Genomic DNA, 24,064 nt, shown 5'->3' on the forward strand with positions numbered 1-24,064 from the left:
ACACCACTGAATCTAGACCCAGCAGTAAACAGATTTCAAGAAGTGTCTACAGAGCGGTCTACACCAAGGCGGCAAGGTCCTTGATCTGTTCGACAGACCGGGCACCGACGACCATCATCGTCACGCCCGAGGCCTCCCAGGCCTTGATCTGCTCCTTGACGTAGTCGAGGTTACCGACGATCGCCGAATCGTCGACCAATTCGTCGGGAATGACCTTGGCGGCTTCATCTTTGCGATCGCTACGGAACAGCTTCGTCACATCGTCGACGACCTCGGCGTACCCCATCCGGCGGTAGACCTCGGCGTGGAAGTTGGTGTCCTCAGACCCCATCCCGCCCATGTACAGCGCGAGGTGCGGCTTCATCAGCTCCATGATCGCCGGCCGGTCGTCGGTGACCACGACCTGCGCGGTGGCACAGATCTCGAAGGTCTCCCGGGTGCGCCGGGCCCCGGGCCGGGCGAAGCCCTCATCGAGCCACTCGTTGTACATGCCGGCGATACGCGGCGAATAGAAGATGGGCAGCCAGCCGTCGGCGATCTCGGCGGCCATCGCGACGTTCTTGGGCCCCTCGGCACCCAGCATCACCGGGATGTCGGCGCGCAGCGGATGGGTGATGGGCTTGAGGTTCTTGCCCAGGCCGGTGGTGCCTTCGCCGGTCAACGGCAGCGGGTAGTGCGGGCCGTCGCTGTGCACCGGAGCCTCGCGCGCCCAGACCTGACGCAGGATGTCGATGTATTCCCGGGTGCGGGCCAGCGGCTTCGGGAACTTGGCGCCATACCAACCCTCGACCACCTGCGGTCCGGACACACCCAGGCCGAGGATGTGGCGACCACCGGAGAGGTGGTCCAGCGTCAGCGCGGCCATCGCACACGCGGTGGGGGTGCGGGCGGACATCTGGATGACCGAGGTGCCCAGCCGCATGCGGGTGGTTTCCCGGCCCCACCAGGCCAGCGGCGTGTAGGCATCCGAGCCCCAGGCCTCGGCGGTGAAGACCGTGTCGAAGCCCTCCGCCTCAGCGGCAGCGATGAGTTCGGCGTGATTGGTCGGCGGCTGCGCGCCCCAGTATCCGAGTTGCAGACCCAGCTTCATTTAGATTGCCTTCCCACGTGTCCTTGCCACGATTGTTAGAACCTGTTCTACTCGATGGGTGACAGCCAGCCAAAGCCGCCCGGCCTCGACAGATCACCGTGAGCCGCCACTTTCCGCGCCACTGAAACTGTCTTTTGACTACACCCGTTCAGTGGGCCCACTGCTCAGCCAGTTCTTCACTGCCCTGCGTGAGCGCCGGATCGTCGGCGTGCGCGGTTCTGACGGACGCGTGCACGTGCCACCCGCTGAGTATGACCCGGTCACCTACGAGGCCCTGACCGAGGTCGTTCCCGTGTCCAGTGTGGGGACCGTGGTGTCCTGGACCTGGCAACCCACGCCGCTGGAAGGCCAGCCGCTGGACCGGCCGTTCGCCTGGGCGTTGATCAAGCTCGATGGCGCCGATACGCCGCTGCTGCATGCCGTGGACGTGAAAGAAGGCGAGCTCAGTTCAGGTGCCCGGGTGCACGCGCACTGGGTCGACGAGCCAGTGGGTGCGATCACCGACATCGCCTACTTCGTCCCTGGCGAGACACCTGAAGAGGTTCCGCCGGCCAGCGACGATCGGGATCCGGTCACCATGCAGGTCACCCCGTCCAACATCGAGATCCAACACACGGCTTCTCAGCCGGAGAGCACCTACCTCCGGGGTCTGCGCGACGGCAAACTGCTGGGCGCACGCACCGGAGACACCGGCAAGGTCTACTTCCCGCCGAAGGAAGCTGACCCCGCCACCGGCAAGGAACTCGACCAGTTCGTGGAGCTCGTCGACAAGGGCACGGTCACCACGTTCGCGATCATCAACATCCCGTTCGCCGGCCAGCGCATCAAGCCGCCGTACGTCGCGGCCTACGTGCTGCTCGACGGTGCCGACATTCCGTTCCTGCATCTCGTGACCGACATCGACGCGTCCGAAGTCCGGATGGGGATGAGGGTCGAAGCCGTATGGAAGCCCCAGGAGGAATGGGGCCTCGGCATCGACAACATCTCGCATTTCCGGCCGACGGGTGAGCCCGACGCCGATTACGACAGCTACAAGCACCACCTGTAAAGGGAACCCCTACATGACTCTTCGTGATGTCGCTGTCGTCGGTTTCGCCCATGCTCCGCATGTGCGCCGCACTGATGGCACCACCAACGGCGTCGAGATGTTGATGCCCTGCTTCGGCCGGCTCTTCGACGAACTCGGCCTTCAGCAGACGGACATCGGCTTCTGGTGCTCCGGATCCTCGGACTACCTTGCCGGCCGGGCCTTCTCGTTCATCTCGGCGATCGACTCGATCGGCGCAGTGCCGCCGATCAATGAATCGCATGTCGAGATGGACGCGGCCTGGGCGCTGTACGAGGCCTACATCAAGATCCTCACCGGCGAGGTGGACACCGCGCTGGTCTACGGCTTCGGCAAGTCCTCGGCAGGTGTGCTGCGCCGGGTGCTGGCTCTGCAGACCGACCCCTACACCGTTGCGCCGCTGTGGCCCGATGCGGTGTCGACTGCCGGACTGCAGGCCCGGTTCGGCCTGGACGCCGGCAAGTGGACCGCTGAGCAGATGGCGCAGGTGGCCCTGGACTCGTTCGCAGTGGCCGACCGGGTGGACTCGGTGGAATCCGCGTCGTCGGTCGCCGAGTTGCTGGATCGCCCGTTCTTCGCCGACCCGCTGCGCCGCCACGACATCGCTCCGATCACCGACGGCGCCTCGGCCATCGTGCTGGCCGCAGGCGACCGGGCCCGTGAGCTACGCGAGAACCCGGCCTGGATCACCGGTTTCGAGCACCGCATCGAGACTCCGGTGCTGGGCGCCCGTGACCTGACCGTCTCCACGTCGACCACCGCGTCGGCGCAGGTCGCCACCGGTGGCGACGTCAGCTCGATCGAGGTGGCCGAGATCTACGCCCCGTTCACCCATCAGCAGCTGATCCTCACCGAGGCGATCGGTCTGGGCGATGCCACCAAGATCAATCCCTCCGGCGGCGCGCTGGCCGCCAACCCGATGTTCTCCGCAGGTCTGGAGCGCATCGGTTTCGCCGCGCAGCACATCTTCTCCGGCTCGGCCGGGCGCGTGCTCGCGCACGCCACCAGTGGCGCTGCGCTGCAACAGAATCTGGTCGCGGTCCTGGAGGGCAAATAATGGCGAACAAAGCAGCGGTCCTGGGCACCGGGCAGACCAAATATGTGGCCAAGCGTCACGACGTGTCGATGAACGGCCTGGTGCGCGAAGCCATCGACAGGGCACTCGCCGATTCCGGCTCGACGATGGACGACATCGACGCCGTCGTGGTCGGCAAGGCACCGGACTTCTTCGAGGGCGTGATGATGCCCGAGTTGTTCATGGCCGACGCCACGGGCGCCACCAACAAGCCGCTGATCCGGGTGCACACCGCCGGTTCGGTGGGTGGATCGACCGCAATCGTGGCCGCCAGCCTGGTCAAGTCCGGCAAGTACCGCCGGGTGCTGACCATGGCCTGGGAAAAGCAGTCGGAATCGAATGCCATGTGGGCGTTGAGCATTCCGGTACCGTTCACCAAGCCGGTCGGCGCAGGTGCGGGCGGCTACTTCGCTCCGCACGTGCGGGCCTACATCCGCCGCTCGGGCGCCCCGAACCACATCGGCGCGATGGTCGCGGTCAAGGACCGGCTCAACGGCGCCAAGAACCCGTTGGCTCACCTGCATCAGCCCGACATCACGCTGGAAAAGGTGATGGCCTCGCAGATGCTGTGGGACCCGATCCGTTTCGACGAGACCTGCCCGTCGTCAGACGGTGCGGCCGCCATGGTGATCGGCAATGAGGAAGCAGCCGACGCTCGCGTAGCCGACGGGCATCCGGTGGCCTGGATCCACGCCACCGCGCTACGGACCGAGCCGTTGGCCTACTCCGGTCGCGACCAGGTCAACCCGCAGGCCGGTCGGGACGCTGCGGCCGCGCTGTGGCGCGATGCCGGTATCACCAGCCCGATCGACGAGATCGACGTGGCCGAGGTGTACGTGCCGTTCTCCTGGTTCGAGCCGATGTGGTTGGAGAACCTTGGTTTTGCTGCCGAGGGCGAGGGCTGGAAGCTCACCGAGGCGGGCGAGACGGCCATCGGCGGGAAGATCCCGTTCAACGCCTCCGGCGGGGTGCTCTCGAGCAACCCGATCGGCGCCTCGGGCATGATCCGGTTCGCCGAATCGGCGATCCAGGTGATGGGCAAGGCCGGTGACCACCAGGTCGAGGGTGCCCGCAAAGCCTTGGGTCACGCCTATGGCGGTGGCGCGCAGTACTACTCGATGTGGGTGGTCTCGAGCGACAAGCCTGCGGACAAGCCGGCCTCATGACCCGCATGAAGTACACGCTCAGCGTGGCCATGGGCCCGCTGGAGCATCTGACCGGATTGGCCCGCACCGCTGAGGAAGTCGGGTTCGATTCGGTCGCGTTGCCGGACTCGCTGTTCTACATGGAAAAGCAGGCCGCGGACTATCCGTACACCCCGGATGGCTCGCGGATGTGGAACGCCGACACCCCTTGGGTCGACCCGCTGATCGCGGCGGCCTCGATGGGTGCGGCGACCTCGACGTTGCGGTTCTACACCAACGTCATGAAGCTCGGCTCGCGCAATCCGCTGCTGCTGGCCCGCCAGGTCGGTTCCGTGGCCAACCTGACCAACAACCGGTTCGGGTTCGGCGTCGGAATCGGCTGGGCACCGGAGGAATTCGAGTGGTGTGGGGTTCCGTTCGCCAAGCGGGGCGCGCGGGTCGACGAGATGATCGAGGTACTCAAGCTCGTACTCGGCGGCGGCATGGTCGAGTTCCACGGTGAGTTCTACGATTTCGAGCGTCTGCAGATGAGCCCGGCGCCGTCCGAGCCCGTCCCGTTCTACGTCGGCGGGCATACCCCGGTCGCCCTCAAGCGCGCGGCGCGGGTGGGTGACGGCTGGACCAGCGCGATGATGACGTGTGCACAGCTGGGTGAGACCGTGACGGCGCTCAACAAGTTGCGGGCCGAATACGGCCGGGCTGACGAGCCTTTCGAGTTCCAGGCGGTGTGCATCGACAAGTTCGACCTCGACGGACACCGTGAACTCGCCGCGGCCGGGATCACCGACAACATCGTGATCCCGTGGATGCTCGAGGGCCTGGGCTTCGATGCCCCGTTGGAGAAGAAGCAGGATTCGCTCAAGCGATTCGCCGACACCTACATCCACTCCGGCTGGCAGGACTGACATGGCTGAATCTAATCGGGTCACCGATCCCTTGCACCCGGCGCATCTGGCAGGCAAGCGATCGCGGGATGCGGTTGCTGCTCGGGACAAGCAGGCCTGGCTGGACAATTTCGCCGACGACGCGATCGTCCAGGATCCCATCGGGCCCTCGTTCTTCGATCCCGAAGGCAAGGGTCACCAGGGCAAGGAGGCCATCGCGGCGTTCTGGGACAAGGCCATCGCCCCGACGGACAACCTCGAGTTCAAGTTTCTCGACACGTTCCAGTGCGGCAACGAGGAAGCCAACGTCGGCAGCATCGTCACCACCATGGGCGGGCACCGGATCACGACCCCGGGTGTGTTCACCTACCGGGTGAACGACGAGGGGCAGATGGTCGCGCTGCGCGCGTTCTGGGAAGTGGACCGCGCGAGCGCCGAGAAGATCGACACCTAGCTTCGCGCCGAAATGGCATTCCAGCAGAAGAAATGCGAGTAGAGACCTGCCGGAATGCCGTTTCGGCGGAGGGGACGCTGACGCCTAGAGCTCGGCGAGGCCCGACAGGTAACGCTGGGCCAGTTCCCGGTACGCCGCCGGGTTGCTCTGTATCCAGGTATGTGCGCCGGTGCCCGCGATCGGTCCCCGGATCTTCGCGGGCGCACCGGTGACCAACACCTCGTCGGGGATCTTGGTGCCGCCGACCACGAGCGAATGTGCCGCGATCAGGCTGCGTCGCCCGATCACCGCCCCGTCGAGCACCGTGCAGTGGTTGGCGATCAGGGCCTCCTCGCCCACGTGTGCGCCGTGTACGACGCACATGTGGGCAACCGTCGCGCCCGGACCGATGTCGACCGGGATCCCCGGTGGCGCATGCAGCACCGACCCGTCCTGAACGTTGGCGCCCTCACGGACGACGATCGGGGCGAAGTCGCCGCGCAGCACGGTGTTGAACCACACCGAGGCGCCCGCCTCGACGGTCACGTTGCCGATCAACGTCGCCGTTGGGGCCACGAACGCACTCGGGTCAACCACGGGCGAACGGCCCTCGAACGAATACAGCGGCATCGTCCACATATACCGCAGGAAACCGGCGTCAGCGCGACGACGCGTACCCTGAACAGTAACTATGTCGCTCACGACAATTACCCGCCCCAAGTTCCTGCTCACCATCGGTCTTGCCACGGCCATCGTCGGCACGGCAGCAGCGTGCTCTCCGGTCGCTGATTCACCGAGTTCACCGTGGGTGGCCACGCCGTCCGCACCGTCCTCGACCGCAGCGCCGAAGACGTCGAAATCAGAGGCGTCCGACTACAGCCATCTGCTGCTGCAGGCCGAGGATGTCAGCATTCCGCCGGAATCGTTCACCGCGCGGTCCAGCAACGTCAATCCCGACGGTCAGTCCGGCGCCAGTGCGTTGTTCGTCAACGCCGACGACACCAGGGCGATCGCCGACACGATCCTGATCTATCCGGACGCCGCGACCGCCTCGGCCACGCTCAAGCAGGCCTCTGCGGCCGTCAGCACGATGGTCACCGGAGGACAGCCGCAACCGGTGCCGGTGGGTTCGAACGGCACCGTCATCTCGGGGACCGCACCCGACGGCTCCAAGGCGGTGACGCTGTTGATGTACACCCAGGGCCGCGCGGTGGTGCGCCTGGAGTTCGACAGCAACCCGGACGACCCGGTGCCGCTGCAGACGGTGGCCAGCGTGGGACGCATGCAGCAGATCGCTCTGCGAATCGGACTTCCGGAGCGAGAGTAAAAGCCGTTCACGACGGGTATGCCGCAGGTCACGCCTAAATTATTGCCAGGAGGGCGCCAAAAACTGTAACGTGTTCTAGTTAAGAGCACCGATACGGGAGGCCCACCGTGACTACCGAACATGCCGGCATCAGAGAGATCGACACCGGCGCCCTGCCAGACCGCTACGCGCGGGGTTGGCACTGCCTGGGACCGGTCAAGAACTTCCTTGACGGTCAGCCGCACTCCGTCGAGATTTTCGGCACCAAGCTGGTCGTGTTCGCCGATTCCCAAGGCGACCTGAAGATCCTCGACGGCTACTGCCGGCACATGGGCGGCGACCTGTCGCAGGGAAGCATCAAGGGCGACACCGTGGCCTGCCCGTTCCACGACTGGCGCTGGGGCGGCGACGGCAAGTGCAAGCTCGTCCCCTACGCCAAGCGCACCCCTCGTCTGGCCCGCACCCGGGCCTGGCACACCGACGTGCGCGGCGGCCTGCTGTTCGTCTGGCACGACCACGAGGGCAACGACCCGCAGCCCGAGGTGCAGATCCCCGAGATCCCCGAAGCCGCCAGTGACGAGTGGACCGAGTGGCAGTGGAACTCGATGTTGATCGAAGGCAGTAACTGCCGCGAGATCATCGACAACGTCACCGACATGGCGCACTTCTTCTACATCCATTACGGACTGCCGACGTACTTCAAGAACGTCTTCGAGGGGCACATCGCCTCGCAGTACCTGCACAACGTGGGCCGTCAGGACATCGGCGGCATGGGCACCCAGTACGGGGAGTCCCACCTGGATTCCGAGGCGTCCTACTTCGGCCCGTCGTTCATGATCAACTGGTTGCACAACAACTACAGCGGCTACAAGGCCGAGTCGATCCTGATCAACTGCCACTACCCGGTGAGCCAGGATGCCTTCATGCTGCAGTGGGGCGTCATCGTCGAGAAGCCCAAGGGCATGGACGAGAAGACCACCCAGAAGCTGGCCAACGCGATGACGGACGGCGTCAGCCAGGGCTTCCTGCAGGACGTCGAAATCTGGAAGCACAAGACCCGCATCGACAACCCGTTGCTGGTCGAGGAGGACGGCGCTGTCTACCAGATGCGCCGCTGGTACCAGCAGTTCTACGTCGATGTCGCGGATATCACGCCCGACATGACCGACCGTTTCGAGATGGAGATCGACACCACCGCCGCCAACGAGAAGTGGCATGTGGAGGTCGAGGAGAACCTGAAGGTCCAGGCCGAGCAGAAAGCGGCCGAGAAAGAAACAGCGCAGTCCAGCTGATGACCGCACGCAACGAGCGGAGCCAGGCGCCGGATGTCGACGACCTGGCCCGCTCGATGCTGTTGTTGCACGGTGGCCATGACGATGACGACGATCATCACGCCGGCAGCGGCGGCAACGAAAGCGAATCATGGGCTGGGACGTGGGCGAAGGCACCGGATTTCGCCTCCGATCCGGAACGCGCCGCCGCGGTCCGCGAATCCAGCGCGCGCGACCGCGAGCGCTACCTGACCTCAGGCCTGGTCTCGGTGGACTGCCGGTTCTGTCACGTGGCGGTGCAGGTGAAGAAGCTCAGCGCAGAACACACCTCGGTGCAATGGAATTCCGAGGCGGTACGGCGTTGTGCGACATTCGAGGAGATCCGCTCCGCCGGAGGGGATCCGGCCCGCGCCCGCTCGTGCCCGCGGCTGACCGACAGCATCAAGCATGCTGTCGCCGAAGGGTGCCTCGAAGAGGTGTCCACGGCGCCCTCCCCCGGCGACGGTTAGTTCACCGTCTGCAGTTCGGCCACGCAGGCCCCCAGCGATTCTTCGTCAGCTCCGTCACCCAGTGGTGGCAGCACGATACCGTCGGCGATCCCGCCGAATCTCGCCCTCAACATCGCAGGCAGCTCATCATGGCGCCCACACACCAACAGCTCATCCAAAATGGGATCGGTTAGCACCGAAGGCAATTCGTCCCACAGTTCGGTACGCACCAGTGACCGCAGCCGTTCCGGGAGGTCAGCGAGGCCGCGCCGGGCCAGGCCGGTGGCATACGCAGGCGTCGAATACAGGAAGGCCAACATCCGGCGCTGCCGTTCCCGCTCCCGCGCGACCGCCTCGTCGGTGTCGCCGGTGGCGATCGCCGTCGACGCGATGACAAGCAGTTCGTCTGCCCTATTCGCCGCGTCGGCACCACGGGCCATCGCCGGGCGCACCACGTCCCGCAGGTAGTCCGGATCGGAGTTGGTCGAATGGGTGACGATTCCGCGAGCGAGCTCCCCGGCGAGTTCACACATCCCGGCATTGACCGCGCCCAGCCAGATCGGTGGGCGGACCGCGTCACTCGGCCCAGGGTTGAAATACGGCTGCATCCTGGACAGCCGGTAGTTCTCGCTCTCGAATCGGACCGTGCCGCCGGTACGGAACGCATCGAACAGGGCATCGAGCGCGCCCACGTAGTCCCGGAGCCGGGTGATCGGATCGGTCCACGGCATGCCGTACCGGTCGACGATGTTCTGCTTGATCTGAGTGCCGAGGCCCAGCTCGAATCGGCCGCCGGACAGTATCGAGAGATCCCACGCCGTGTACGCCGTCAGTGTAGGGCTGCGCACGAATGCCAGTGTGACGGCGGTGCGGACCGTAATGCCCGATGTGTGTTCCAGCGCCAGCAGGGCGACCGCCAGGGAGTCGTGCACGGTCTCGGCAACATGCAGGCCGTCACAGCCCAGGCGTTCGACGCGCCGCGCATAGTCCGCGATTGCGGTCAGCGGCGTACGCGGGTCGAGCGCCAGATAGACCTTCATGGATCAGTTCCCTCCCGCGAGCAGACGCAGAATCGCACGATATCCCTTCGGGTAATGCGACTCTGCGTCTGCTCGCGAAGGAACTAGAGCCCCTTGAACCGCTCCTTGACTGCCTCGTCGGTCAACCCGTAGTCAGCCAGTGAGTAGCTGTGCTTCGGTGCGCGCGGCCCTTGCTGGCTCGCGGTGTGGCTGTCGATCATCGCCTGTCGCGCGGCATCGGTGAAATCCAGCCCGAACGTGCGGTAGATGCCTTCCACAGCGCCCACCGGATCCTTGATGAACTCGAAGTAGTCCACATCGCAGAACTGGGCCGGATCGTGCTTGGCCCGTTCGCTGTTGAACAGCTCCAGGCCACGCGACCAGGTCTCCATGGCATCTTCGCCGATCACGTTGCCGGTGAAGGTGTTGGACCAGCCGGCGGTGGTGTGCTGCGACAGCGAACACATCGAGGCCATGATGGTCTCCGCCGGGCGGTGGCACTGTACGACCAGCGCGTCCGGATACGTCGCGAACAGCGCGTCGAGGGCGAACAGATGGCTGGGGTTCTTGAGCACCCAACGCTTTTCGGGCTCGTTGAGGCCGATCAGCTGCAGGTTCTTGCGGTGCCGCTGATACGACTTGGTCCAGTCCTGGTGCGCCAGCCACTGTGAGTAGGTCGGCACATGCGCGAGCGTCTCGTAGGACACCGAGTGCAACGACTGCCGCAGCAACTGCCAACATTCCTCGACCTCGTCGGCGGTCATGAAATGCAGACCCGTGTAGTCGGGGTTCTCCTCGTGCGCCTGTTTGAACCGGGCATCGAGTGCACTGAAAACCGGGTTGTCCGGCCAGGTTTCCCGCGGTGGCCGCGGCTGCGGGAACTCCGCCAGCCACATCTCCAGCCCCTGATGCGCGGGATCGGCAGTGAGTAGCCGGTGGATCACCGTGGTCCCCGTGCGCGGCAGGCCGGTGACGAAGATGGGCCGCTCGATCGGCACCTCGGCATGCTGCGGGTACTGCGTGAACGCCGCGTTGGACACCAGCCGGGCCACCAGAGCATTGCGCGTGAAGAAGCGCTGCATCTTGCTGCCGAGCTCGGTCAGATCGGCGTCACGCTGGTAAGACTCCAGCAGCACCCCGAGCGCTTCGATGTAGTTGTCGTCGTCGGTGCCGAAATCCTCCAGCCCGCAGGCCTTTACCGCCGAGGCGTGCAGATCCTCGATGGTGCCCACGTTGGTGCGCGGGGCGCCGCTCATGGCTCGACTCCTTCTCGCTCCGGGCGTCGCTCGCTCCTCGCTGTGATCCTCACTCGCCGTCGCCTTCGCATCATGCCTTGTATTCTCCGCAATTCACGTCAAGAGCCTGACCGGTGATGCCGCTGGACAGATCGCTGGCCATGAACAGGATCGCGGAGGCCACCTCGTCCTCGGTCGGCAGCCGCTTGAGATCGGACCCGGCCGCCGACGCGTTGTAGATCTGTTCCACGGTGGTGCCGTACTTCTGCGCCTGATGGTTGAAGTACCCCTCCAGGGTCTCACCCCAGATGTAGCCGGGCAGCACCGAGTTGACCCGAATGCCCTTCTCCCCCAGCTCGGTGGCCAGGGTCTGCGACATGGACAGCAGGGCCGACTTGGCCATCTTGTAAGCGCCGTACTTTGCCTGTGAGTGCCGCACAACCATCGAATTGACGTTCACCACAGAGCCTTTGGCGGCTTCCAGGGCCGGAGTGAAGCCCTGGGTCATGCGCAGCGCACCGAACACGGTCAGCTCGATCGCATCCCGCATGTGCTCGAAGGTGGTGTTCGCGAACGGCTTCATGGACGGCACCCGGAACGCGTTGTTGATCAACACGTCGGCCTTGCCGAACTCCTCCGTCGTGCGGACCACCACGTTGGCGACCTGCTCGTCGTCAGTGATGTCCGTGCCCACCGCCAGCGCGCGACGGCCCAGTGCCGTCACCTCTTTGGCCACGTCCTCGAGTCGCTCCACCGTGCGGGCGGCCAGCACGACGTCGGCGCCGTTCTCCGCACATCGGCGGGCCAGCGTCGTCCCGAGCCCGGGTCCGACCCCACTGATCACCACTACCTTGCCATCCAGCAGTCCGGCCATCGGTCAGCCCACCATCCTTTCGCCAATAAGCTTCTGACGCAGCGCAATGCGCGCCCGCCAATCGTCGTCGGAAATCTTGTTGCTCTCGTAGTACGGCAGCTTGCCGGCCACGGAACCGATGTCGACCAACTCTGCGGTCGGCCCGTCCTCGGCGCTCAACTCACGGGAAACCCGCTGCCAGCGGAACTGCAGATACCCCTTGGCGTGGCCCAACGTCTCACACCAGTTGGTGACGCCGGGATTGTTCTCGGACACCACGATCCGGATCTTGCCGTCCGGGTCGGCTTGCGCCTGGGTGCCGTTCAGCGACGTCTGGTGGTTGATGTAGTCGAGAGAGATGTACCAGAGGCTACCCAGCTGGAAGCCCAGATAGGGTGCATCCGACACCGGCAGCGTGATGATCATCGCCTGCTCCGGTGTCATGTCGTAGTGCCCGACCGACGAGTACTGGGTGGCGAGCCCGCCGGGAGTCAGGCGCGGCGCGGTCAGCGTGTTGACGGGCAGGTTGTCGTAGAACCACTTCGGGAACTGCAGCCACGTCTTGACGCGCTGCACGAGCTGCTTACCCGCGGTGGCGTAACGCTTCTCGATGAGCTCGCGGGTCAGCGGCGCCGGCGCGGTGCCTGCGGTGTCTGTACGCGAGATCGCGAAGGTGCCGCGCTGCGCGGACCAGTCGTTGTAGACCTCGCGGATCACCAGCTGCGATGGCGTGGCCGGAGTGAACCGCCACTCGAAGGTGCCGTCGGCGGCGAGGTCGAGCTTGCGATCGTCGAACGCGGTCTCACTGTCCGGCACGTTCTCGTCGGTGTACTCCCCGCCCAGCAGCTGGAAGCTGACGTCGGTGGTGGTCCCCCGGCGTCCGGTGACGACGTACTCGTGGCCGGGTTGAACCCGGGTGCCGAAATACATGGTGTCGGGGTTGTCCAGGCCCATCTTGGTGAACGGCCCGGTTCCGCTGTGCAGGAACGGATGTTCGCGGTCGTAGTCGAACGCGACGTGCGTGCAGGCAGCGATGCATCCGGCCAGGTACTGCAGGCCCTCGAGGAGATCGGCCTCGGTTTCGATGAAGGGCGCCGTGGTCACCAGGTGTTCTGCCTCGGCAATGGCATCGGCCAGTGGTTGTGAGTACATCCAGCATCTGCTCTCTCGGTCCATTATTGGACCGCAGTGGTAGAGTTTCCTACCTGACACTAGAACGCGTTCCAATTCGAGTCAACGCCCAGGAGGATCGATGTCAGACGCCGAGGCGGCCGGTCGCACCTCACCACCCACTGCCCGAGTGGTGGGCATCCTGGATTTCCTGTCCCGCCATCCACAGGAGCGGTTCGGGCTGTCCGAACTCACCCGCCGGGTCGGTCTGAGCAAGCCGACCTGCCTGGGCATCCTGAGCACCCTCGCCGACTCGGGCTATCTGATCCGCGACAGCGGAGACAAGACATACCGCCTCGGGCCGAGCCTGATCTCGCTCGGCCACGCGGCTCAGGAATCGATGCGTGTCAATCCGGCGGCCCGAGCCGAGTTGCACGCGCTGTCAGCCGCTTTCGACACCTCAGCGGGTCTGACCGCCGTCGTCGATGACCGGATCACCGTGCTGGAGCTGGTCGGCCCGCCGGGCCGGGACCCTGGAGTACGGGTCGGGCAGAGCTATCCGTTCGCACCGCCCGTCGGCCTGATGTTCGTGCTGTGGGACGACGACGCCCTGCGAGCGTGGCTGGCCAAGGTGCCGACGATTCCCTTGCGCACCGAATCTGCCCGGCTGGAGCGAGTGATCGAGAGCTGCCGCACCGACGGTTATCTCGTGGAACGCCTGACCCCCGGAGGTCGCCGGCTCTACGCGCTGATGGCGGGGATGTCGACCAACCTGCCCGACGAGTTGCGTGCGCTGCTGAGCGAACTGGTGTCCGATATCGGCGAGCGGGTGTACCTGCGCGACGAAGGCCCGGGTGGCAACGCCCGCCATGACATCAGCGTCATCTCGGCCCCGGTGTTCGACCACTACCGGCGTCAGGTGATGGCGGTGTCACTGCACATCGGAACGGCCTTGACAGACAAGGAGATCGCCGACCGGGCCCAGGCACTGATGACGACCGCCGATGCGTTGACGACGCAACTCGGCGGAACAAAGCCGACGCGCTGACTACTCAGAAGTTGTTGCAGGTGTCAAAGACCGTCTGCAGCAACCCCAGATAGGGCTGATTGGCCGGTTGAGCGGCTATGCCCTCGGCCATTCGCTGACGCTGATCCCGCGGCGCCTCGAGGAACTGCCCCAATACCTGCTGCACTGCGGGTGATGCGCCGGCCATGGGACTCTGCGCATTGAGCGCGCCCATCACCTGCGAATAGCTACAGGTGGTGTTCACAGCCGAATCAAGCCTGGGATCTGCAGACGCGACCCCCGCGCCGGCAGACAGAGATATTGCCAAAGCACCGACGGCGACTGCCACTTTGATCGGCGATAGTTCAATCATGCGTAGACCTCCTCCCCCCGATGCCCGGACTCTACCCGCCCAAAGTGAATTCTCTTGGGGTTTTAACAATTTGCTACAGCACCCACAGATTCTGCGATTTGCCCAAGTTGGCGATTGGTCGCCGCGGCGCAGAACAAACGCAGGCAAATCAGCGTTCGTCGGGCGGAAGCATTAGCGAGCGCGCCACCGACCGAGGCGCCGTATCTCTCAACAACGCGCTCGCCGGGCGCTGGCGCACCTGCTGCGGCCACCAGAACCAACGTCCCAGCAGTGCGGCGATGGACGGCGTCATGAGCGCACGCACCACCAAAGTGTCCAACAGCAGGCCTATGCCGATCGTGGAACCCACCTGGCCGATGATCCGCAAGTCACTGACCACCATCGACATCATGGTGAACGCGAAGACCAGACCCGCGGCCGTCACCACCTTGCCGCTACCGCCCATGGCACGAATGATGCCGGTGTTGATTCCCGCGCCGATCTCTTCTCTCATCCGCGACACCAGCAGCAGGTTGTAATCGGACCCGACCGCCAAGAGGATGATCACCGACATCGCGAGCACGAGCCAGTGCAGGTCTATCCCGAGAATGTGCTGCCAGATCAGTACCGAGAGACCGAAGGCCGCACCCAGCGAAAGTGCCACCGTGCCAACGATGACGAGCGCAGCGATCAGGCTGCGCGTCACCAGCAGCATGATGACGAAGATCAGGCACAGCGCAGCGACCCCCGCGATCAGCAGGTCGTAGGTCGAGCCGTCCCGCATGTCCTTGAAAGTCGGTGCGGTGCCGGCCAGGTAGATCTTGGCGCTCTCCAGCGGAGTGACCTTCAGCGCCTCTTCGGCCGCCTTGACCACCGCGTCGACCCGCGAGATACCTTCCGGTGTCGCGGGGTCACCCCGATGCGAAATGATGAAACGAGCCGACTTCCCGTCGGGCGAGAAGAACAGGGTCATCGCACGCTGGAAATCCTCGTTCTGAAGGACTTCGGGAGGCAGGTAGAAGGAGTCGTCGTTTCGGGCGGCGTCGAATGCCTGGCCCATCGCGGTGGCGTTCGCGCTCATCTCGTCCATCATCGCCAGCGTGCCGGCCATGGTGCTGTGCATGGTCAGAAGCCCGGCTCTCATCGCCTTCATGCTCGCGATCATCTTCGGGAACTGCGCCATCAACTGCGGCATCAGCACATCGAGCTTGTCGGTCTCCTGACTGAGCTCACGCAACTTGTCGGAGACCGCATCCACACCGTCGATCGAGTCGAAAAGGGATCTCGTCGACCAGCAAAACGGGATGTCGAAACAATGCGGTTCCCAATAGAAATAGTTGCGGATCGGCCGGAAGAAGTCGTCGAAATCTGCGACGTGGTCCCGCAGCTCATCGGTGACAACTTCCAACTCGCGCGTGTTCTCCGTCATCCGATGTGTCGTTGTGGCCATTTGCTGCCCCACACCGTAGAGCCGCTGCGTGATATTGATCAGCGTGGTCATGTCGTCCGCCTGCTTCAACAGGTCTTTCATGCGATCCTTCTGGAACGGCATGACCTGTTTCTGATTGGCGCTCTGCAAGCTGAGCAGGAACGGTATCGATGTCCGGTCGATCGGGTTGCCCTCGGGCCGGGTGATCCCCTGCACGCGCGAGATGCCCGGGACGGCAAAGATCCCCTTGGCCACCTTGTTCAAGATCAGCAGATCCGAGGGGTTACGCATGTCGTGATCGGCCTCGAGCATGAGGATGTCCGGGGTCATTCGGGACTGCGGGAAGTGCCTCTCGGCAGCCGCATACCCGATGTTTGCCGGAATGTCTGAGGGCACGTAAAGGCGGTCGTTGTAGCTGGTCTGATAAGCCGGTAGCGCCAGCAACCCGGTCAGTGCGATGGCGCACGCGGTGACGAGAATGGGGGCCGGCCACCGCACGATCGCCGTTGCCAGCCGTCGCCAGCGCCGGACGATGATCTTGCGCTTGGGTTCGAAGAGCCCGAACCGACCCCCCACCGCGAGTACGGCGGGTACGAGCGTGAGTGCGACCGCGACCGCGACCACCATGGCGACGGCGGTCGGAATACCCATGGTCTGGAAGTACGGCAATCGGGCGAAACTCAGGCAGAAGATGGCGCCGGCGATGGTCAGGCCGGAGCCGAGGACGACCTTGGCCACACTTCGATATGTGGTGTAAAAGGCGGTTTCCCGGTCTTCGCCGGCTTGCCGCGCCTCCTGATATCGGCCGAGGAAGAAGATGCCGTAATCGGTGCCCACCGCGATGCCCAGCGATACCAGCAGATTGACCGCGAACGTCGACAGTCCGATGACCTGGTGCAGTCCCAGGAACGCGACCACTCCACGAGCGGCCTGGACCTGAATACCCACCATGAGGAGAAGAAGGACGGCGGTGACCACCGAACGGTAGACCAACAGCAACATGGCAAGGATCACCACGAGGGTGACGATGGTGATCTTGATGATCGATTTGTCCCCGGCGTGGTTCATGTCCGCGACCAACGGTGCGGGTCCGGTGACGTAGGCCTTCACTCCCACCGGAGACGGTGTGCGCGCCACGATGTCGCGGATCGATTCCACCGACTCGTTCGCAAGGGATTCGCCTTGGTTACCAGCCAGATTCAGCTGGACATAGACCGCCTTGTCGTCTGCGCTCTGGACCGCCGGTGCGGTGAGGGGGTCGCCCCAGTAGTCCTGCACGTGCTGCACGTGGCGGGTGTCGGCCTTCAACTGCCGCATCAGGTCGTCGTAGTAGCGGTGCGCCTCGTCGTCGAGAGGTTGTTGACTCTCCACGACGATCATCGCCACGCTGTCGGAATCCGATTCGCCGAAATTCTTGCCGATGCGCTGCATCGCATGGAAGGACGGCGCGTCCTTGGGAACCAGCGACACCGAATACTGCCTGCCGACCTGTTCCAGCGACGGAATGGCGAAGGTCGCGATCGCGACGAACACCAACCAGCCGAGGATGATCGGCACCGCCAAGCGGTGAATCATCCTCGCAATACGCGGTGGACCGTTGCGCGCCACGATCAGCGTTCATCGGGGTTGAGCAGCAGGGAGCGGACCAGCGGTCGGGGCCCGATGGGCCTCAGCAGCGCGCTGGCCGGTCGCTGCCGGACATGTAACGGCCACCAGAACCACCGGCCCAGCAGAGCCGCGATGGACGGCGTCATGAACGCACGTACGACCAAGGTGTCGAAGAGCAGACCGATGCCGATGGTCGAACCGACCTGGCCGATGGTGCGCACGTCGCTGGCCAACATCGCCAGCATGGTCGAGGCGAACACCAAGCCGGCGATTGTCACGACCTTGCCGCTGCCGGCCATCGCGCGAATGATGCCCGTGTTGATGCCCGCCGGGATCTCCTCTTTCATCCGGGACACCAACAACAGGTTGTAGTCGGAGCCGACCGCCAACAGGATGATGAGGGCGATCGCGAGCACGATCCAGTTCAGCTGGATGCCGAGAATGTGCTGCCAGATCAGGACTGACAGGCCGAAAGCCGCACCGAGGGACAGCGCGACCGTTCCCACGATCACCATCGCGGCGACCAGACTCCGGATCATGATCAGCATGATGATGAAGATCAGGCACAGTGCGGCGATTCCGGCGATCAGCAGGTCGTAGGTCGACCCGTCCACCTGATCTTTGGCCATCGCCGAGCTGCCGGTGAGATAGAGCCGGGCGTTCTCCAACGGTGTTCCCTTGAGCGCCTCCTCGGCCGCGGTTCGGATCGGTTCGACCCGCGAAATGCCTTCGGGGGTGGCCGGATCCCCTCGCTGGGAGATGAGCAGACGCGCCGTCTTCCCATCCGGCGACAGGAACACGTCCATGACTCGCTTGAAGTCCGCGTTCTTGAACACATCAGGCGGGATGTAGAAGGAATCGTCGTTCTGGGCGTCGTCGAAGGCGCGGCCCATAGCCGTTGCGCCATCGGACATCTCGTCCATCTGAGCCAGGATTCCGGCCATGGTGCTGCGCATCGACAGCATCATGGTCCGGGTGCTCTCCATGGTGGCGATCATCGCCGGGAACTGGGCGATCATCTGCGGCATGAGCAGGTTGAGTTGATCGAGGTTGCCGATCAGCTGGTGCATGGAGACGGTGAGCTTGTCGACACCGTCGAGTGCCTCGAAAAGCGATTTGATGGACCAGCACAGCGGGATGTTGAAGCAGTGTGGTTCCCAGTACAGGTAATTGCGGACGGGGCGCCAGAAGTCGTCGAAATCCGCCATGTGGTCGCGCAACTCGAGCGTGGTGTCTTCGAGCTCGTGTGTCTTGCCCACCAGGCTGTTGGTCGTGAGCGCGAGTTGCTGCATGAGCCCGTACATGCGCTGCATCGTGGCGATGGTCTTCGAGATCTCGTCGGCCTGGGTGAGCAAGTCGTTCATGCGGGCCTTCTGGAACGGCAAGAGCTGCAGTTGGCCGGCATTCGAGGAGCTGATGATGAACGGAATCGTGGTGTGCTTGAGGGGAATACCCTCCGGCCGGGTCGCGGCCTGCACGCGGGCCACCCCGGGAACGGCGAGCACGCCCTTGGTCAGCTTGTTCAGCACCAGAAAATCGGATGCGTTTCGCATGTCGTGGTCGGCCTCGACCAGCAACACGTCGGGCGAGGCCATCAGCGATTGCTGAAAATGCCGGCCGGCGGCCTCATACCCGGCATTGGCGGGTATGTCCTTGGGCAGATACTTCTGGTCGTTGTAGCCGGCCTGGTAGGCGGGCAGCGCCAACAAGCCGATCAGTGACACCGCGCAGGCGGCGACGAGGATGGGCGCAGGCCAGCGGACGATCGCCGTGCCGATGCGGCGCCATCGCCGGGCGATGATCTTGCGCTTGGGCTCGAACAGGCCGAATCGGCTGCCCAGCGCAAGAACCGCCGGGATCAGCGTCAGCGCCACCGCCACCGCCACCATCATGCCGAGGGCACACGGGATGCCGAGGGTCCGAAAGTAGGGCAACCGGGTGAAGCTGAGACAGAAAACGGCGCCGGCGATGGTCAGACCGGAGGCCAACACCACCTTGCCGACGCTGCGATACGTGGTGTAGAAGGACAACTCTCGGTCTTCGCCCGCCTGCCGTGCCTCTTGGTAGCGCCCGACGAAGAAGATTCCGTAGTCGGTTCCGGCCGCGATGCCGAGAGTCACCAGAAGGTTGACTGCATAGGTGGACAGGCCGATGAGCCCTTGATCGCCGAGAAGGGCCACCACACCTCGGGCCACCTGTAATTGGATACCCACCAGGAACAGCAGGATCACGGCCGTGAAGATCGAGCGGAAGAAGAACAGCAGCATCGTCAGGATCACTGCAAGGCTCAGACCCGTCACCAGCAGAACGGTCTTGTTGCCACTCGCGCTCAGGTCGGCGACCATCGCTGCCGGCCCGGTGACGTAGGCCTTGACCCCCGGTGGAGGTGAACTGCGGTCGACGATGCCGCGGACCACTTCCAGGGACTCGTTCGACAGCGGCTGGCCGAGATCGCCCGCGAGACCCATCTGGACGTATACGGCCTTGTTGTCGGCACTCTGGGCCGCGCCGGCCATGAGCGGGTCGCCCCAGAAATCCTGCACATGCTGAATGTGGGCCGGATCGGCTTTCAGCTGGCGGATCAGATCGTTGTAGTAGCGGTGCGCCTCATCGCCGAGTGGTTGCTCCCCCTCGAGCACGATGATCGCCGCGCTGTTCGAGGTGGCTTCGTGGAAGTTCCTCCCCATGCGTTGGACCGCCTCGAACGACGGCGCGTCGCCGGGGATCAGCGATACGGAGTGCTCCTTCTCCACTTGCTCCAGCGGAGGTACGACGGCGCTCAGGACATATGCGATCACCACCCAGCCGAGGATGATCGGGACCGCGAGTGTGCGGATCATCCTCGCGATGAACGGCGGTTTGGCCCCTGGCGTCGGACTCTCCGTCGGGTTCGGATTCGGGCTCGCCGTCGGGCTGCTCATGCGGCCTTCAGAAGGCAGTAGGTGAAGGCACTTTCGCCGTTCTCGACTCTTTCCGACTTCACCTTGTCATCGATGATGATGCGGCAGCCGATTCTGTCGCTGTCGCCCTGCGCGATGACGTTGACCATCGAGGTGGCCTCGCTCATCGGGAACTTCAATGACCATGGCAGGCTTGCACCTTCGACGAACTGCGGCTCGGCGTCGACGTCGAAATAGCTGATGTTGGCGACCGTCCCAGGTGGGCCGAATACCTCGTACACCAGCTGCTTGGGGTCGTAGGGCTTGCGCTCCTCAAGCTCGGTGTCGGCATAAGCAGGGCGGGTCTCGGAACCGAAAACCTTGTGCAGCCGAAGGACGGTGAATCCTCCTGCACCCAGGACCACCAATATCAACAGCGGAATCCAAACCCGCTTCAGAACCCCCACGTTCAAGTACCCCCTGAATCCGCGGTCTAGTCCGGACCATCCACGCCACAGGAGCCGGCGAAGTACATCGACCGCGATCCTCGGCGAGGCATCGGCAACACTGATGCGGTTGGCATTCGAACCCAGCCGGGCGCTGTGGTCACGGCAGACACACGGTAGCTCGGGCAGGACAGTTCGAACCTGACAAGTAGATCATTCAGGCCACCTCCATATCGGCCCATTCCCAAGGTGATACGGGATCGTAATCCATATCGCACACCGTCGAAGTGGGAACGGAATTTAACGCAGCTAATAGTCTCGCATCTCTGAGCAATCGCTGCGGGACAGCTGTGGGTCGGGGTCATTTCGCGATTTCTACGCACGTCCGCAGGCGCCAACCAGGAAGAAGTCCAGAATTACCTCGTTTACGACGTTCGGCCGCTCCAGAAAACCGAGGTGTCCGGTATCGGCGATTTCGAGATATCGCCCGTTGGGCAACGCATCTGCCACCTCTGCTCCCAGGTACGGCGGCATCACGAGATCGTCGGCAAATCCGATGACGAGGACGTCGGTGGTGATCGTACGGTAGGCGGGTCGCCGATCGCTTCGCGGCGCGACGCCATATTGAGCGCGAATACCTGGTGTCACCTTCGCCGGCCACCTGGTGAACATGTCGATCCAGTCACGTACGGCTTCCTCATCATTCAGCGTTCTCGGTGAAAAGCTCTCAAGCAAGCGTAGTTTCGCATCATAGGTGGCCGGCAACCGCACCCCGGCACCGGCCAAATCCTCTTCGGCGGTACGGAAGAATTCCCGCGTGCGGTCGTGACGGGCCCGGGTTGCCATCAATGCGGCCTGCCGTATCAGTTCGGGACGGGACAGCATCAATTCCTGTGCGATATATGAGCCCATCGAGACCGCCACCACCCGGACGGGTCCAAGATCGAGTCGCTCGATCAGCTCGGCCGTGTCAGCAACCATTGTCGCCGAGCTGAAGCCCTCGGCGTCCGACGTCGCGCCCACTCCTCTGTTGTCGAACGTGATCACCCGATATCCGGCGGCGCGGAATGCGGGTACTTGATGGAGATCCCAGGTCCGCCCTACCCCGCCCTGACCGGCGATGAACAACACTGGCTCCCCGTCGCCGCCGTGATCGGCGTAGGCAAGGTTCACGTTCCATTCCCCGAACAGGCACTCACGCGTCCAGCCTGGCGAATTCGCCCTGCCGGTACTGATCGACACAGGCCGCACGCCGGACCTTGCCGCTCGTGGTGATCGGGATAGAACCTGGAGGCACCAGAACAAGGTCGGCCACTCCCAGACTGTGGGTGTTGAAGATGGCCGAGGTGACATCACGCTTGACCGCCGAGATTTGCTCGGCCGGTCCATCGACCGATTCCGACGGCTTCCTGAATTCGATGATGACGACCAACTTTTCGGTAGCGCCGTCCGGGACTGCGATGGCCGCACACCGGCCCCGGCTGATCTCCTGGATGGTCGCCTCGATGTCATCGGGAGAGTGATTACGCCCGTACACGATCAGCAGATCCTTGATCCGGCCGATGACGTACAACTCGTCGTCGAAAATGAATCCCGAATCCCCGGTGCGCAGCCACGGGCCTTCGGGCGTAACCACCGCCGGAGCGGCAATCCTCGCACCGAAGGTCGACTCGGTTGCATCCGGCCTGTTCCAGTAGCCGCTTGCGACGTTGTCGCCGTATACCCAGATCTCCCCGACGGTTCCGGGCGGACACTCGGCGTTGGTCTCGGGGTCGACGATCCTGATCGTCGGCGAGACCGGGCTGCCGTAACTGACCAGCGGGGTGCCCGTTCCGGTCTCACAGCGCTGCGCGGTGCCGGCAGTCAGCGTTTCGGATTCGAAACGCACGATCGCCGGCGGTTCGCCCGCTTCGCGGGTTGCAATGTACACCGTGGCCTCGGCCATCCCGTAGGAAGGCCGTATCACCGCGGGGTCCAGGTTGAATTTGGCGAAGCGCTGGGTGAAGCGCTCGAGCGTTGCGGGGTGAACCCGCTCGCTACCAGTGATGATGACAAGAATCTGAGAGAGATCGAGCCCGGCCATGTCCGCGTCCGACGTCTTGCGCACCGCCAGTTCGAACGCGAAGTTCGGTGCAGCCGTGTAGGTACGGCCGTTGGTCGCGAGCATCTGCATCCACCGTGCGGGGCGTTGCAGGAATGCCACCGGGCTCATCAGGACGGCGGGGACTCCTGCCAGCACCGGCCCGCAGACTCCGAGGTACAAACCCATGTCGTGATAGAAGGGCAGCCACGACACGATGGCCGAGCCCTCTGGGACGACATTTCCGAAGTCGGCGAAGTAACCGGACATCAGCTGTTCGAAGTTGGCCAAGAGGTTTCGGTGCGACATCATGACCCCGGCCGGCTGCCGGGTCGACCCGGATGTGTACTGCAAATACGCGGTATCCGTGGGATTTTCGCTGTGTGATGCCAGCCCGCCTGCAGCGTCGAGATCCAGGGTGTCGACCTCGACGATCGCCGGTGCGGCCAGGGAATTGGCCCTGAGGTAGTCGGTGACTGCACCGGAGACCGCGGAGGTGGTCAGGATCACCGTGGGCTCCGCATCTTGCAGCACCGAGCTGACCCGCTCATCGCTGACACCTCCCATGGGAACCGCCAACGGAACGGCGATCCGGCCCGCCTGTAGCGCGCCGTAGAAGGCGACGATGTAGTCCAACCCCTGTGGCGCAAGGATGAGGGCGCGGTCGCCGGGTGAGCCGAAGCCGCCGAGCGCCCGCGCCACGTTGCACGCACGCCGGTACAGCTGCGAGTACGTCAGGCTCTCTGCCGACCCCTCGGAATTATGTTCATAGTCAACAAACGTCATCGCCGTGTCGTCGCCCTGCAGACCCGCCCGCTCCTGCAACAACGTCAAAATGGATGCCTCGCCCACGGGAGTCAGGGTATCGCGGTAAGCGCGCCGAGATATCCGGATCAGCCAGCAAACTAAATTTGAGTAGCCTTATGAATCACATCCACGTCATTCCGCGCCAACCGGCCAAAGTGAGCGAAACAGTGCCGCGAAAGCGGCGAAACGGCCCTGATCTTGACTGTTAGGGCTTGAGCAGGCAAAAGACCCCGAAGTAGTTGAAATCGCCTACATCTCACCTGCGGATCGAACAGATCGCGAGACAACTTTGCGCAGCGAACATACTGTTAACGTTTGTGAGCGCCCGCGACGGGCGTTGAGCCGCTAATGGACGCTCGCTACCGGCGATCAAATTCTGCGGCTCGGCGTTCGAATGCAGGTTTCTGGTCTCATCGCGGACGATCCGCGGAAAGGCTTGCCGGGAGGAGTGCGAATTGAATGCATCCGAAATAGTGCACGGG

General features: G+C 64.0%; 21 protein-coding genes. 9 read left to right on the forward strand and 12 right to left on the reverse strand.

The annotated features are described in order from the left end of the window. Positions 1-58: 58 nt before the first annotated feature. On the reverse strand, positions 59-1,090 hold the full coding sequence (locus AC4ELS_RS26465; RefSeq protein ID WP_499049989.1) for an LLM class F420-dependent oxidoreductase: 1,032 nt from the start codon (positions 1,088-1,090) through the stop codon (positions 59-61). A gap of 58 nt (positions 1,091-1,148) precedes the next feature. Here AC4ELS_RS26465 and AC4ELS_RS26470 point away from each other — a divergent pair, with 58 nt between their 5' ends. From AC4ELS_RS26470 to AC4ELS_RS26490, 5 genes are read left to right on the forward strand one after another with little or no spacing between them, the layout of a single operon-like run. Next, a complete protein-coding gene (locus tag AC4ELS_RS26470; protein WP_064958831.1) occupies positions 1,149-2,138 on the forward strand; it encodes a Zn-ribbon domain-containing OB-fold protein in 990 nt (329 codons plus the stop codon). 13 nt (positions 2,139-2,151) lie between these two features. Next, positions 2,152-3,213 (forward strand): thiolase family protein, encoded by a 1,062-nt coding sequence (locus AC4ELS_RS26475; protein ID WP_448447613.1) that lies wholly within the window; start codon positions 2,152-2,154, stop codon positions 3,211-3,213. Beyond that, positions 3,213-4,397 carry a thiolase family protein gene (locus AC4ELS_RS26480; RefSeq protein ID WP_064884585.1) on the forward strand — a complete coding sequence of 395 codons (1,185 nt, stop codon included), beginning with the start codon at positions 3,213-3,215 and terminating at the stop codon, positions 4,395-4,397. Before AC4ELS_RS26475 ends, AC4ELS_RS26480 begins: the two co-directional genes overlap by 1 nt. Positions 4,398-4,402: 5 nt before the next feature. Continuing rightward, positions 4,403-5,281: a TIGR03619 family F420-dependent LLM class oxidoreductase gene (locus AC4ELS_RS26485; protein ID WP_064884915.1), complete on the forward strand. Its 879-nt coding sequence runs from the start codon at positions 4,403-4,405 to the stop codon at positions 5,279-5,281. A gap of 1 nt (position 5,282) precedes the next feature. Next, a complete protein-coding gene (locus AC4ELS_RS26490) occupies positions 5,283-5,714 on the forward strand; it encodes a nuclear transport factor 2 family protein (RefSeq protein WP_448447617.1) in 432 nt (143 codons plus the stop codon). Positions 5,715-5,798: 84 nt separating this feature from the next. Here AC4ELS_RS26490 and AC4ELS_RS26495 read toward each other — a convergent pair whose 3' ends face one another. Then, positions 5,799-6,323 (reverse strand): gamma carbonic anhydrase family protein, encoded by a 525-nt coding sequence (locus AC4ELS_RS26495; RefSeq protein ID WP_055120744.1) that lies wholly within the window; start codon positions 6,321-6,323, stop codon positions 5,799-5,801. Between the two features lie 61 nt (positions 6,324-6,384). Here AC4ELS_RS26495 and AC4ELS_RS26500 point away from each other — a divergent pair, with 61 nt between their 5' ends. The 3 genes from AC4ELS_RS26500 to AC4ELS_RS26510 all read left to right on the forward strand — a co-directional run bounded on the left by AC4ELS_RS26500 (position 6,385) and on the right by AC4ELS_RS26510 (position 8,779). Further along, positions 6,385-7,020, forward strand: coding sequence for a hypothetical protein (locus tag AC4ELS_RS26500; protein WP_064884581.1), 636 nt, complete (start codon positions 6,385-6,387; stop codon positions 7,018-7,020). Positions 7,021-7,127: 107 nt separating this feature from the next. Further along, positions 7,128-8,291, forward strand: coding sequence for a 3-ketosteroid-9-alpha-monooxygenase, oxygenase component (locus AC4ELS_RS26505; RefSeq protein ID WP_064884579.1), 1,164 nt, complete (start codon positions 7,128-7,130; stop codon positions 8,289-8,291). After that, on the forward strand, positions 8,291-8,779 hold the full coding sequence (locus tag AC4ELS_RS26510; protein WP_448447623.1) for a hypothetical protein: 489 nt from the start codon (positions 8,291-8,293) through the stop codon (positions 8,777-8,779). Before AC4ELS_RS26505 ends, AC4ELS_RS26510 begins: the two co-directional genes overlap by 1 nt. On the opposite strand, the gene AC4ELS_RS26515 is transcribed toward AC4ELS_RS26510, so the two are convergent. The 4 genes from AC4ELS_RS26515 to AC4ELS_RS26530 form a co-directional block, all read right to left on the reverse strand. Continuing rightward, the gene (locus AC4ELS_RS26515) at positions 8,776-9,798 is read right to left on the reverse strand and encodes a TIGR03617 family F420-dependent LLM class oxidoreductase (protein WP_498888541.1); all 1,023 of its coding nucleotides are present in this window, start codon (positions 9,796-9,798) and stop codon (positions 8,776-8,778) included. The genes AC4ELS_RS26510 and AC4ELS_RS26515 overlap by 4 nt on opposite strands. Positions 9,799-9,881: 83 nt before the next feature. Then, complete coding sequence (locus AC4ELS_RS26520) at positions 9,882-11,033, reverse strand: sulfotransferase family protein (RefSeq protein ID WP_064884573.1); 1,152 nt, start codon at positions 11,031-11,033, stop codon at positions 9,882-9,884. Between the two features lie 70 nt (positions 11,034-11,103). Then, positions 11,104-11,886, reverse strand: coding sequence for an SDR family oxidoreductase (locus tag AC4ELS_RS26525; protein ID WP_064958825.1), 783 nt, complete (start codon positions 11,884-11,886; stop codon positions 11,104-11,106). A gap of 3 nt (positions 11,887-11,889) precedes the next feature. After that, the gene (locus tag AC4ELS_RS26530; RefSeq protein WP_064958824.1) at positions 11,890-13,017 is read right to left on the reverse strand and encodes a hypothetical protein; all 1,128 of its coding nucleotides are present in this window, start codon (positions 13,015-13,017) and stop codon (positions 11,890-11,892) included. A gap of 100 nt (positions 13,018-13,117) precedes the next feature. Here AC4ELS_RS26530 and AC4ELS_RS26535 point away from each other — a divergent pair, with 100 nt between their 5' ends. Continuing rightward, positions 13,118-14,023, forward strand: a complete 906-nt coding sequence (locus AC4ELS_RS26535; protein ID WP_064884569.1) for an IclR family transcriptional regulator — start codon at positions 13,118-13,120, stop codon at positions 14,021-14,023. A 4-nt stretch (positions 14,024-14,027) separates the two neighbouring features. On the opposite strand, the gene AC4ELS_RS26540 is transcribed toward AC4ELS_RS26535, so the two are convergent. The 6 genes from AC4ELS_RS26540 to AC4ELS_RS26565 all read right to left on the reverse strand — a co-directional run bounded on the left by AC4ELS_RS26540 (position 14,028) and on the right by AC4ELS_RS26565 (position 23,627). Further along, the gene (locus AC4ELS_RS26540) at positions 14,028-14,354 is read right to left on the reverse strand and encodes a hemophore-related protein (protein ID WP_498888537.1); all 327 of its coding nucleotides are present in this window, start codon (positions 14,352-14,354) and stop codon (positions 14,028-14,030) included. 148 nt (positions 14,355-14,502) lie between these two features. Then, the gene (locus tag AC4ELS_RS26545) at positions 14,503-17,337 is read right to left on the reverse strand and encodes an MMPL/RND family transporter (protein WP_064884564.1); all 2,835 of its coding nucleotides are present in this window, start codon (positions 17,335-17,337) and stop codon (positions 14,503-14,505) included. Between the two features lie 35 nt (positions 17,338-17,372). Further along, positions 17,373-20,291 carry an MMPL/RND family transporter gene (locus AC4ELS_RS26550; protein ID WP_064884562.1) on the reverse strand — a complete coding sequence of 973 codons (2,919 nt, stop codon included), beginning with the start codon at positions 20,289-20,291 and terminating at the stop codon, positions 17,373-17,375. Continuing rightward, positions 20,288-20,707, reverse strand: a complete 420-nt coding sequence (locus tag AC4ELS_RS26555; RefSeq protein WP_064884913.1) for an MmpS family transport accessory protein — start codon at positions 20,705-20,707, stop codon at positions 20,288-20,290. Before AC4ELS_RS26555 ends, AC4ELS_RS26550 begins: the two co-directional genes overlap by 4 nt. A gap of 363 nt (positions 20,708-21,070) precedes the next feature. Next, complete coding sequence (locus AC4ELS_RS26560; RefSeq protein WP_064884560.1) at positions 21,071-21,868, reverse strand: alpha/beta fold hydrolase; 798 nt, start codon at positions 21,866-21,868, stop codon at positions 21,071-21,073. 22 nt (positions 21,869-21,890) lie between these two features. Then, positions 21,891-23,627 (reverse strand): AMP-binding protein, encoded by a 1,737-nt coding sequence (locus AC4ELS_RS26565; protein WP_498888532.1) that lies wholly within the window; start codon positions 23,625-23,627, stop codon positions 21,891-21,893. Positions 23,628-24,064: the final 437 nt, after the last annotated feature.

The organism is Mycobacterium shunyiense (assembly GCF_058270035.1).